Below are 11,301 nucleotides of genomic sequence, written 5' to 3' on the forward strand. Positions count from 1 at the left end.
ACGGCCGGCCGCCTCCGCCCCGCCGTTCATCAGCAGGATCGGCGTGCGCCCGGCCAGGCCCGAGGCCAGGTTGGCCGCGCCCAGGTGCGGCGACAGCACGATCAGGCCGTCCACCCGCCCGCGCATCGAACGGATGGCGGCGGACGCCTCGGCGGCGTCGTCGTGCGAGGACGAGACGATCAGGTGATAGCCCAGCGCCCGGGCCGCGACGTCCATGCCGCGGATCAGTTCGGAAAAGTACTCGCCGTACAGGTCCGGCAGGATCACGCCGACGGTGTTGGTGCGGCTGGTCGACAGGCTGCGCGCGCCGGAATGGGGCACGTACTGCAGCGCCTCGACGGCCTCGAGCACCCGCTGGCGGGTCGCCTCGGTCACCGGGCCGGCGCCGTTGAGGACGCGGGAAACCGATGCGACGGAGACTTCCGCGCGCTCGGCGACGTCCCGGATGGTGGCGGGCTTCAAGCCCGGCCCTCAGCGCCGACAGGCTGGGTCGTGAAACAGTGCAACGGGTCGATCCTCCCTCGGATCCCGATCCCGGCGCGCTTGCCGCGCATCCGTCCGTGAATTCCGTGTAACCGATTACATGACACACTAGTCAGGGGACCCGCAAGTGCCCTAGTTTGGCCACATCAGGGTTGTGCTCAGCCCGGTGCAAGGCTACCGACCGGTTGCGGAATCGGCTCCCCCAGTTCCTTTTGTTCGCCCCCGAGACCTTTCGACATGACTTCAGAAAACACCGGCAAATATCGGTTTCCTGATGGGTTTCTGTGGGGAGCCGCCACGGCGGCCTATCAGATCGAGGGCTCGTCGATGGCCGACGGCGCCGGAGAATCCATCTGGGACCGGTTCAGCCACACGCCGGGCATGATGGCGAACGGCGACACCGGCGACGTGGCCTGCGACCACTACAATCGCTGGCGCGAGGACATCGACCTGATGACCCGCCTGAACCTCCAGGCCTACCGATTCTCGGTCAGCTGGAGCCGGGTGATGCCGGAGGGCCGGGGGCGCATCAACGACCAGGGCCTGGCCTTCTACGACCGCCTGGTGGACGGCCTGCTCGAGAAGGGAATCGAGCCGCTCTGCACCCTGTATCACTGGGATCTGCCCGCGGCGCTGGACGACCGCGGCGGCTGGCTGAACCCCGACATCGCCGACTGGTTCGCCGACTACGGCCAGGTTTTGTTCGAAAAGTTCAAGGGCCGCATCAAGACCTGGGGCACCATCAACGAGCCATGGGTCATCGTCGACGGCGGCTATCTGCACGGCGCCCTGGCGCCCGGCCACAAGTCGGCCTTCGAGGCGATGATCGCCGGCCACAACGTCCTGCGCGCCCACGGCGCCGCGGTCCGCCGCTTCCGCCAGGTCGGTGAAGGCCAGATCGGCATCGTGCTGAACATCGAGCCGAAATACCCGGCCAGCGACAAGCCCGAGGACGAGGCCGCGCGACGCCGCGCCGAGGCCCAGATGAACCGCTGGTTCCTGGACCCGCTGATGGGCCGCGGCTATCCGGAGGAGTTGAAGGAGGTCTATGGCGAGGCCTACCGCGAGTTCCCGAAGGAGGACTTCGACCTCATCGCCGAGCCCACCGACTGGATGGGCCTGAACTGGTACACCCGCGCGGTGCCGGAGAACGCGCCCGACGCCTGGCCCGTCCGCGCCCGTCCGGTGAAACAGGTCCAGCACGCCCATACCGAGACCGGCTGGGAGGTCTATCCCCCCGCCCTCACCGACACCCTGGTGTGGCTGCACGAACAGACCGGCGGCAAGCTGCCCCTGATGGTCACCGAGAACGGCTCGGCCTGGTACGACCCGCCCCACGCCATCGACGGCCGCATCCACGACCCGATGCGCGTCGACTATCTGAAGAACCACCTGAAGGCGGTGCACGACGCCATCGGCAAGGGCGTCGACATCCGCGGCTACATGGCCTGGTCCCTGCTCGACAATCTGGAATGGTCGCTGGGCTACTCCAAACGCTTCGGCATCACCCACGTGAACTTCCAGACCCAGGAGCGGACCATCAAGGACTCCGGCCTGCTCTACGCCGAGGTCGTCAGGACCCACGGTGCGGTGCTGGATACGCTGTGACCGCCGCGCGCGAGGCGGCCTGCCGATGCGGCGCGCTTCGCGCGACCTGCGTGGGCGAGCCGGTTCGCGTCTCGGTCTGCCACTGTCTGGCCTGCCAGCAGCGCACGGGCAGCGCCTTCGCCGCCCAGGCCCGCTTCCCCACGGGCAGCGTGACGATCCTCGGCGAGTATCGCAGCTGGACCCGCACCGCCGACAGCGGCCGTACGGTCGACTACAGCTTCTGCCCGACCTGTGGCTCGACCGTCTTCTACAGCGGCGGGAATTTTCCGGAGCTGATCGCCATCCCCCTGGGCGCCTTCGCCGATCCCGGCTTCCCGGCGCCAGGGTTCTCGGTCTGGGAGGCGCGCAGGCACCCGTGGGCGGCGGTGCTGGGCGACGTCGAACACAGCGACTGAGCCTCAGCGCACCCGATCGTAGTAAGCCTCTATCAGGTCCAGGCGGCGGCCGTGCGGAACGGCCCTGGCGACCGGCCCGTCATTGGTGAACTCCAGCAGCCGGTCCGGCTCCGCCCCCATCTCCGGCCAGACGGTGCGCCCTCCTCCGTTGGGATCGCCCGTCGCCGCGAACCGGGTCCAGTAGCCGGCCATGGCGTCCGCGACCCTCTGGTCCATCTCGGCCGTTGGCCAGGGCGAGGCGGTCAGATTGTCGAAGACGTACTGCCGCTCGGACGCATGGGTCGCCCCGTCGTGCGGCTCGGGCATGGCGGCGGACACCACGTCGAAGCGGTACAGGTAGGCCGGGTGGCCATTGCGCGCGTGCAGCCGGGCCAGATGGCGCGCCGGCTCGGCGAACACCAGGTCTGTCAGCAGATGCTGGTCGTAGCCCGACTGGCCGCCATAGGCCGCCAGGAAAGCCGTCCGCTCTTCAGCGGTCATCGCGTCGTCCAGCGCGCCGTAGGGGCTGAGGTCGGACGGCTTCATCCACCAGAACTCGGCGCTGTTGGTCCCGATGATCAGGGGCACGGGCGCTTCGCGTCCAGCGGCGAAGGCGGCTTCGACGTCCTCCGAGATCAGCCGCCCGTCCCTGACCAGAACGTCGCCGCCGTAGAAGCTCGGCGCCGGCCTGAGGAACCGCCTCGGCCGGAACGGCCCGAAGCTGCCCCGCCCGTGGGCCCCGGCCAGTCCCTGGTCGGGCCCGCGAAGGCGTCTCCCCCTGGCCTGCATCGACGGCCCGCCGTCGCGGCGCGGCGCGTCCAGCGGCGTGCCCTCGTCCCGCCCGAGGCCCGACTGCACCACGGCGCGGTGAAACAGCCAGTTGGCCTCGGGAGAGATCATCAGCCGGGTGACCAGCGCGCCGCCGGCCGACTCGCCGAAGATGGTGACGTTCGACGGATCGCCGCCGAAGGCCGCCGCATTGTCCCTCACCCATTCCAGGGCCAGGATGACGTCCATTAGGCCGTAGTTGGCCGCAGGCTCGCCCGGCGCGCGCTCCGCCGCCAGCGCGGGATGGTCGAAGAAGCCGAGCCGGCCCAGCCGGTAGTTCACCGTCACCACGACCACGCCGCGCTTCGCCAGGTTCGTCCCGTCGTACAGCGCCGCCGTGCCCGAGCCGTTGTTCAGCCCGCCGCCGTGGATCCACACCATCACCGGCGACGGCCCTTCGCGATCCGTCGGCGTCCAGACGTTCAGCGTCAGGCAGTCCTCGCTCATCGGCAGCGGGCCGACGCCGTTGTCGCCGTTGGCCGGCGGCTGGATGCAGATCGCCCCCACCTGTCCCGCGTCCCGCACGCCTTCCCAGGCCGGCGGGGATTCAGGCGCCCGCCAGCGCCGCTCGCCCACCGGCGGCCGCGCATAGGGCACGCCCTTGAAGCTGCGGACGCCCTCCGCCTCGCGGCCGGCGAGCACGCCCCGGGTCGTCTCGGCCCGAGGCCTGGGATCGGAAGCGCCGCCCGAAGACATCATCAGAACCGCCGCCGCAAGAAGAGAGATGGTCGTCATCGGGACACACTAGCCGCGGGTCGCCGGAGGCCCAAAATAACGAAACGCTTCCGGCGTTCAGCACTCAGGAACCGGTTCCGGGTCAAGACGTTGCGATGCAGGCCTGTGGCGGGGATCAGGGTTGAAGGAACTGGCGAAATCGGGCGGCCTGACGGTCGATCTGGCGAGCGCGTTCGACGCCTCGCCCAATCCCTACGTGCTGCTCACGCCCGAGTTGCGCATCGCCGGGGTCAACCAGGCCTATCTGGAGATCACCGGCGCCGCGCGCGCCGCCATCGTCGGCCGATCGCTGTTCGAGGTCTTCGATTCCGGCCCCGGCTCGGAGGCCGCCGAGAACGTCCGTCAGGTCCAGGCGTCCCTGGAAAAGGCGCGCGACACCCGGCAGCGGGATCACCTCGCCGTCGTCAAATTCTCGATCGCCCGACGCCAGGCGAACGGCGAGGACGTCTTCGAGGACCGGTTCTGGAGCGCCACCCACACCCCGATCCTGGACGACGCGGGCGAGGTGGTCTTCCTGCTGCAGCATACTTCCGACGTCACCGAACTGACGCAGCTGCGCGAGAGCCGACAGCTGAAGGATTCGCAGAACGCCCTGGACTCCATCCTGGGCGGCGCGGTGCTGGGCCGGGCGCGGGCGGTCCAGGAGCACAATCTGCGCCTGGCCACCGAGCGCGACCGCCTGACCGACATGTTCATGCAGGCGCCGGGTTTCGTCGCGGTCCTGGACGGGCCCGACCACGTCTTCCAGATGCACAACGGCGCCTACGCCCAGTTGATCGGCCACCGCGACATCACCGGCAAGGCCATCCGAGACGCCCTGCCCGAGCTGGCGGGCCAGGGCTATTTCGAGTTCCTAGACACCGTCTACGAAACCGGTGAGCCGCACGAGGGCCGCGGCAGCCTGGTCCAGCTCCAGCGCAGTCCGGACGCCCCGCTGGAGAGCGTGTACCTGAACTTCATCTACCAGCCGATCCGGGACGCGACAGGCAAGGTCGCCGGCATCTTCGTCCAGGGCCACGACGTCACCGAGACCGTGGTCGCGGCCGAACGCCAGAAGCTGATGATCGACGAGCTGAACCATCGCGTGAAGAACACCCTGGCCACGGTCCAGTCGATCGCCATGCAGACCGCGCGGTCGCACGCCGATCCGGCCACTTTCGCCGAGAGTTTCCAGGCCCGGCTGCTGGCCCTGTCCCACACCCACGACCTGCTGACGCGCAGCCACTGGGAGGGCGCCGACCTGCGCGCCATTCTGGAGCACGAGACCGAGGCCCACGGACCGCACCGCATCAGCCTGAACGGCCTGCCCGTCGCGCTGGAACCGGCCGCGGCCCTTTCCCTGGGGATGATCTTCCACGAACTGGCGACCAACGCCGCCAAATACGGCGCCCTGTCGGCGTCCGAGGGCCGGGTGATGGTGGATTGGGCCGTCGCCAATCAGATCCAGCCGGTCCTGCAGCTGGCCTGGCGCGAAGTCGGCGGGCCGCCCGCCGCCCCGCCCGCCCGGCGCGGCTTCGGCAGCCGCCTGATCGAACGCAACGTCCGGCACGATCTGGCGGGACAGGTCGAACTCGATTACGCAGATACCGGTTTCCATGCGGAATTTTCGATTCCGCTGCATCGGGGGGGAGAGGTGTCATGAGCCAGGCTTTGTCGGGGCGCCGCATCCTGATCGTCGAGGACGAATCCCTGGTCGCCATGCTGCTGGAGACCATTCTCGAAGACATGGGCTGCACCCCTGTCGGCCCCGCGGCCAACATCGACGACGGCCTGACCCTGGTGGAGGCCGGGTCGCTGGACGCCGCCCTGCTGGACGTCAACGTCGCCGGCCGTCAGGTCTTCCCCGTCGCCCAGGCCCTGAAGGATCGCGGCGTGCCCTTCGTCTTCTCCACCGGCTACGGCGAGGGCGGCCTACCCGACGAGTGGCGCGGCCAGCCGACGATCCAGAAACCCTTCACCGAGGCCGCCGTCCGCGACGCCCTCATGGCGGTGATGGGGGTTCTCAGGAGGTAGGGGTTAGGTTCTAGGGGCTAGGTTCTAGGGATGGGGCGGGCCAAGCCGTCCCGATTTCGCGCACTCCAGAACTTGGAGCCTGACCCTAGAACTTAGCCCCTACGGAGGTCCTTGAGCACCGCCCGGGCCGCGTTGTGGCCTGGCGCGCCGGTCACCCCGCCGCCGGGGTGGGCGCCGGATCCGCATAGGTACAGCCCGGGCACGGGCATCCGGTGATCGGCGTGGCCCAGCACCGGCCGCGCGCTGAACAGCTGGTCCAGCGTCAGGCGTCCGTGGAAGATGTCGCCGCCGACCAGGCCGAAGCGCCGCTCCAGGTCGCGCGGCCCCAGCGCCAGCCGGCCCAGGACGGACGCCTTGAACCCCGGCGCATGGCGATCGACCGTCTGGATCATCAGGTCCGCCACCGTCTCGCGATGCTCGTCCGCCAGATCCGGCGAGACGTGCTGACAGAACAGGCTCGCCACATGCCGTCCGGGCGGCGCCAGGCTGTCATCCAGGGTCGAGGGGATCAGCATCTCCACGATCGGCTCGTCCGACCAGCCCTTCAGCCGGGCGCTGGCGTGGGCGCGGTCCATGTAAGCCAGCGAGGGCGCGATGATGATCCCCGCCGTCAGGTGATCCCCCTGCCCCGGCAGGGCGGTGAAGTTCGGCAGCTCCGACAGCGCCACGTTCATCCGGAACGTGCCCGAGCCGGACTGGTAGTTCCCGATCCGCGCGCGGAAGTCGGCCGGGACCACGGCGTCGTCGACCAGCCGCTCGAACAGCAGCCGCGGATGAAGGTTCGACACCACGGCCCGCGCCCGCACCACGTCGCCGGCCTCGGTCGCCGCGCCCACCGCCCGGCCCTTCTCGGTCAGCACCTCGGCGACCGGGCTCTCCAGGCGGATGTCCACGCCCTGCTCCACGCAGGCGGCGGCCATGGCCTGGGTGATCGCGCCCATGCCGCCGACCGCATGGCCCCATACGCCCTTCCTGCCGTTCACCTCGCCGAAGACGTGGTGAAGCAGCACATAAGCCGACCCCGGCGTATACGGGCTGGCGTAGTTGCCCACCACGCTGTCGAAGCCGAACAGGGCCTTGATCGGATCGCTCTCGAACCAGCCGTCCAGCCAGTCGCCCGCCGACTTGGCGAACAGGTCCAGCAGGTCGCGCCGCCCCTCGGCAGCCAGCCCCATCGCCTGCCGGCCCAGGCCCGCCGCGCTGGCCAGCTCCGGCAGTTGCGCCAGCCAGCCGCCCTCGGCCATGTTCGGCGGCGCCTTCAGGATCCAGTCGCGCAGGATCGCCGCCACTCTTTCCAGACGGCGCTCGTACTCGGGCAGCCGTTCCGCGTCCTTCACCGAGAATTTCGCCACTTCGGCGGCGGTCCGCCCCTCGCCGGCCAGCAGATGCCGTCCATCCTCCAGCGGCAGAAGGTTGGAGACCTTGCGCTCGACCACCCGCAGCCCGTGCCGGGCCAGGTCCATGTCGGCGATGACCTTGGGATTGAGCAGGCTGACCGTGTAGCTGGCGGTCGAGTTGCGGAAGCCGGGATGGAACTCCTCGGTCACGGCCGCCCCGCCGACCACGGGCCGGCGCTCCAGCACGGTCACCTTCAGCCCCGCCCGCGCCAGGTAGAAGGCGCAGACGAGCCCATTGTGCCCTCCGCCCAGGATGACGACGTCGGTTGCGGTCTGCGCCATGGTCCCTCCGAGGCCTTCCTGCACCGGGTCCGCCCGGCGCGGCAAGCCGAACGCGCTCAGACCGCCGAAACCAGCGACGGATCGGCCCTCAGCCGTTCCAGGTCCCGGCCCGGCGGACGGCCGAACAACCGCGCGTACTCCCGGCTGAACTGAGAGGGGCTGTCGTAGCCGACGGCGAAGCCGATTCCCGCCATGTCCCGGCCCTGGCTGAGCAGCAGGTTGCGCGCCTCCTGCAGGCGCAACTGCTTCTGGTACTGCAGGGGACTCATCGCGGTCACCGCCTTGAAATGACGATGCAACGAGGTCTCGCTCATGCCGGCCACCTCGGCGAGCTGTCCGATCCGCATCGGCTGGGCGTAGTGCTCGCGCAGCCAGCAGATGGCCCGGCGCACCTGCTCCGGGCGACCGCCGTCCGAGGCGATCTGACGTAACATGCCCGCCCGCTCGCCGCGCAGCAGGCGCCAGGCCAGTTCGCGCCGGATCATCGGCCCCAGCACCGGAGCGTCGTCGGGCCGCTCCAGCAACCGCGCCAGCCGGATCACCACCTCGATCAGGTCGTCGTCCATGTCGCTGACCGCCAGCGCCCGAACCGGGGCGGCCTCCGGAACCGCACCTTCGGCCTGGATCAGCAGGTCGGCGATCATGACCCGATCCAGGGGGATCCCCACCGCCAGATAGGGCGCCTGGATCACCTGGCCGCTCACCGGCAGGTCGGCCGACACCACCAGATACTGGCCCGCGCCGTAGCGGTGGGTCTCCGCACCGAGCGTCGTGGTCTTGGCCCCCTCCAGGACCAGGCACAGCATCGGCTCGTAGACCAGCGGCGACGGCACCGTCAGGCCGGCGCTCGCGATCATCTGCAGCCCCGGCAGCATCAGGGGCCCTATGCCGTCCGGCCCGAGCGCGGGCAGATGGCTTCGTACCAGGGCGACGAGTTCGTGCAATCGGCGCATACCGGCAATCATGACCTGGGAAGCGCCGGACGCAAGCACGCGTCTTCCCGCCGGCTAGTCGTTGGCAGGATCGTGCAAGATGCTGGCGCCATCGGCCTACGGGCCGCGCCTCGATGCAGACCATATCGGAGGCCTCGCTCAAGGAGACCCCCATGACCGCCTCCCCTCCCCGCATCTGGTTCGTCACCGGCGCCTCGCGCGGCCTGGGCGCCGCCATCGTCCGCGCCGTCCTGGACGCCGGCGACCGCGTCGTCGCCGCCGCCGCAGCCGCGACGCGCTCGTCCAGGCCTTCGGCCCGGACAGCGACCGCCTGCTGTCCGTCGCACTGGACGTCACCGACCCCGCCGCGATCCAGGCCGCCGTCGACGCCGCCCTGGCCCGGTTCGGTCGTCTGGACGTGCTGGTGAACAACGCCGGCTACGGCCACCTGGCGATGTTCGAGGAAACCACCGCCCAGGACGCCCAGGCCCAGTACGACACCAACGTCTTCGGCCTGATGCACGTCACCCGCGCCGTCCTGCCGGTCATGCGCGCCCAGCGCTCGGGCCGGGTGTTCAACATCTCCTCGGTGGGCGGCCTGGTCGGCGGCGAAACCGGCTCGCTCTACTGCGCCTCGAAATTCGCCGTCGAGGGCTTCTCGGAGTCCCTCGCCGCCGAGGTCGCCCGCTTCGGCATCCAGGTGACCGTCGTCGAGCCCGGCTTCTTCCGCACCGACTTCCTGGAGCCGACCTCCGTGCGACATGGGACGCACGCCATCGCCGACTACGCCGAGGCGTCGGCGGCTCTGCGCGCCTTCTACGACGGCCGCAGCCGCAACCAGGCCGGCGACCCCGCCAAGCTGGGCCGGGCCGTGGTCGCCCTGGCCGACGCCCCTGCGCAACCAGTTCGCTGGGCCGCCGGATCCGACGCCGTCGGCATGATCGAGGCCAAGATCGCCTCGCTGAAGGCCGAGCTCGACGCCTGGCGGCTCCTGTCGTTGGGCACCGACGGCGATTTCGAAATCCGTCCCGAGACCGCTCCCAACGCCTGGGGCTGATCCTCAGGCCGTCGACCCGGGCTCCGGCTCGGGCCGATGCACGATCGACACCAGCACGATCGAGATGATCATCAGCAGGAACCAACTGCCCAGCTTCTCGATCCCGACCATCTCCCAGCCGTCGGCCTGCCCCGGATAGGCCCAGGCCCGGCCGAGGGTGCCCAGGTTCTCGGCGAACCAGATGAACAGGGCCACCAGGGAGAAGCCGAGCAGCAGGGGCATGGACCGCCGCTTCCGGTCGGCGGTGAAATAGAACCACCCCGGCCCGAACAGCAGGGCCGTCGCGGTGAACAGGCCGATCCGGACGTCCGGCAGCCAGTGGTGGGCGAAGAAGTTGACATAGATCGCCGCCGCCAGGATCCAGGTCGCCCACAGGGGCGGATAGCGCCGGACCCGGATGTGGAAGATGCGCTGCACCCGGGCGATGTAGCTGCCCACCGCCGCGTACATGAAGCCCGAGAACAGCGGCACCGCCCCGATGCGCAGGACGCTGTCCTCGGGATAGACCCAGGATCCATGGGCCGTCTTGAACAGCTCCATGACCGTGCCGGCGAGGTGGAAGAGGAAGATGACCCGCGCCTCCTCCCAGCTCTCCAGCTTCAGCGCCAGCATGGCCGCCTGGATCACCAGGGCGCCGACGACCAGGAAGTCGTAGCGCGAGATCGGGGCCCGCTCCGGCCACAGCAGGTGCGTGCCCAGGATCAGCGCCAGCATCGCGCCACCGAACAGGCAGGCCCAGCCCTGCTTCAGCCCGAACCACAGGAACTCGTACGCCCACCCGCGAAGCCGCGATCGGTCCGCCAGGCCTGGGCGTCGGCGAGCCGGCGACGACCCCAGTCTTCGAGAGGAAGGCGAATCGTGTCGGTCATGCGATCACACTAGCCGTGCGGATCGCTCGCGCTCGTGGAGATGTGGTGCAGGCCCTGCACTCGCCTCTCGAGCGTCACCGTATGGAGGGGGCCGAAAAGTTCAACTAATGCTGGCATCGTCGTTGGACAGGACGGCCCGGTGAATCACGACCACCACCTGATCTATCCGCTGCTCTCGAGCCTTGTCGCGGTGTTCGGCTCATGGACGGCGCTCGACCTGTTTCGCCGCTCGCGCCGCCACGACGGCAAGGTCCAGGCCCAGTGGGTCGGCCTGTCGGCGATCGCCATGGGCGTCAGCATCTGGTCGATGCATTTCGTGGCCATGCTGGGTTTCGATCCCGGCGCGCGGTTTCGTACGAGCCCGTGACCACCCTGCTGTCGCTCGCCCTGGCCGTGGCCGGCACCGCGGTCGCGTTCATGGTCTGCAGCACGTCGAACGCCGCTCGAGGGCGCCTGGTCGCCGGCGGCGTGGTGATGGGGCTGAGCATCGGCGGCATGCACTACCTGGGCATGTCCGCCCTGCGCTCCGCCGTCGCGGTCGACTATCGGCCCGAGTGGGTCGTCGCCTCGCTCGTCGTCGCCTTCCTGGCCTCCACCGCGGCTCTGGCGGCGGCGCGGCGGCACTCGCGGGCGAGCTGGCAGTTGCTGGCCGCCGTCGTCCTGGGCGCGGGCGTCCGTGGCCATGCACTACACCGCCATGGCCGCCGTCGTCCTGACGCCGGG

General features: G+C 69.8%; 13 protein-coding genes. 8 read left to right on the plus strand and 5 right to left on the minus strand.

Going from position 1 to position 11,301, the window contains the following annotated elements; genetic code table 11:
• Positions 1–462: LacI family DNA-binding transcriptional regulator (locus AC2W7C_RS07135; RefSeq protein WP_486000817.1), on the minus strand; the 462-nt coding region annotated here is incomplete at its 3' end.
• Positions 463–720: 258 nt separating this feature from the next.
• Between AC2W7C_RS07135 and AC2W7C_RS07140 the strand changes: the two genes are divergently transcribed.
• Entirely contained in the window at positions 721–2,091 is a 1,371-nt protein-coding gene (locus AC2W7C_RS07140) for a GH1 family beta-glucosidase (protein WP_486000818.1), read from the plus strand.
• Complete coding sequence (locus AC2W7C_RS07145) at positions 2,088–2,486, plus strand: GFA family protein (protein WP_486000819.1); 399 nt, start codon at positions 2,088–2,090, stop codon at positions 2,484–2,486. Before AC2W7C_RS07140 ends, AC2W7C_RS07145 begins: the two co-directional genes overlap by 4 nt.
• Before the next feature lie 3 nt (positions 2,487–2,489).
• Here AC2W7C_RS07145 and AC2W7C_RS07150 read toward each other — a convergent pair whose 3' ends face one another.
• A complete protein-coding gene (locus tag AC2W7C_RS07150) occupies positions 2,490–3,992 on the minus strand; it encodes a carboxylesterase/lipase family protein (protein ID WP_486000820.1) in 1,503 nt (500 codons plus the stop codon).
• 157 nt (positions 3,993–4,149) lie between these two features.
• Here AC2W7C_RS07150 and AC2W7C_RS07155 point away from each other — a divergent pair, with 157 nt between their 5' ends.
• Both AC2W7C_RS07155 and AC2W7C_RS07160 read left to right on the plus strand, forming a co-directional pair.
• Positions 4,150–5,670, plus strand: a complete 1,521-nt coding sequence (locus tag AC2W7C_RS07155; RefSeq protein ID WP_486000821.1) for a sensor histidine kinase — start codon at positions 4,150–4,152, stop codon at positions 5,668–5,670.
• On the plus strand, positions 5,667–6,041 hold the full coding sequence (locus AC2W7C_RS07160) for a response regulator (protein ID WP_486000822.1): 375 nt from the start codon (positions 5,667–5,669) through the stop codon (positions 6,039–6,041). The genes AC2W7C_RS07155 and AC2W7C_RS07160 overlap by 4 nt, the downstream gene beginning before the upstream one ends.
• Before the next feature lie 92 nt (positions 6,042–6,133).
• On the opposite strand, the gene AC2W7C_RS07165 is transcribed toward AC2W7C_RS07160, so the two are convergent.
• Positions 6,134–7,720 carry a phytoene desaturase family protein gene (locus AC2W7C_RS07165; RefSeq protein ID WP_486000823.1) on the minus strand — a complete coding sequence of 529 codons (1,587 nt, stop codon included), beginning with the start codon at positions 7,718–7,720 and terminating at the stop codon, positions 6,134–6,136.
• Between the two features lie 56 nt (positions 7,721–7,776).
• Positions 7,777–8,673, minus strand: coding sequence for an AraC family transcriptional regulator (locus tag AC2W7C_RS07170; RefSeq protein WP_486000824.1), 897 nt, complete (start codon positions 8,671–8,673; stop codon positions 7,777–7,779).
• 152 nt (positions 8,674–8,825) lie between these two features.
• Here AC2W7C_RS07170 and AC2W7C_RS07175 point away from each other — a divergent pair, with 152 nt between their 5' ends.
• Both AC2W7C_RS07175 and AC2W7C_RS07180 read left to right on the plus strand, forming a co-directional pair.
• On the plus strand, positions 8,826–9,080 hold the full coding sequence (locus AC2W7C_RS07175) for a hypothetical protein (protein ID WP_486000829.1): 255 nt from the start codon (positions 8,826–8,828) through the stop codon (positions 9,078–9,080).
• Positions 8,987–9,709 (plus strand): SDR family NAD(P)-dependent oxidoreductase, encoded by a 723-nt coding sequence (locus AC2W7C_RS07180; RefSeq protein WP_486000828.1) that lies wholly within the window; start codon positions 8,987–8,989, stop codon positions 9,707–9,709. The genes AC2W7C_RS07175 and AC2W7C_RS07180 overlap by 94 nt, the downstream gene beginning before the upstream one ends.
• A 3-nt stretch (positions 9,710–9,712) precedes the next feature.
• Here AC2W7C_RS07180 and AC2W7C_RS07185 read toward each other — a convergent pair whose 3' ends face one another.
• The gene (locus tag AC2W7C_RS07185) at positions 9,713–10,423 is read right to left on the minus strand and encodes a DUF817 domain-containing protein (protein WP_486000825.1); all 711 of its coding nucleotides are present in this window, start codon (positions 10,421–10,423) and stop codon (positions 9,713–9,715) included.
• 294 nt (positions 10,424–10,717) lie between these two features.
• Here AC2W7C_RS07185 and AC2W7C_RS07190 point away from each other — a divergent pair, with 294 nt between their 5' ends.
• Positions 10,718–10,945, plus strand: a complete 228-nt coding sequence (locus AC2W7C_RS07190; RefSeq protein WP_486000826.1) for an MHYT domain-containing protein — start codon at positions 10,718–10,720, stop codon at positions 10,943–10,945.
• Positions 10,840–11,301, plus strand: a 462-nt coding sequence (locus tag AC2W7C_RS07195; protein WP_486000827.1) for an MHYT domain-containing protein, incomplete at its 3' end; no start/stop codon positions are given. The genes AC2W7C_RS07190 and AC2W7C_RS07195, both read left to right, overlap by 106 nt.

The organism is Brevundimonas sp. CURTG3B2_SDJG (genome assembly GCF_057364705.1).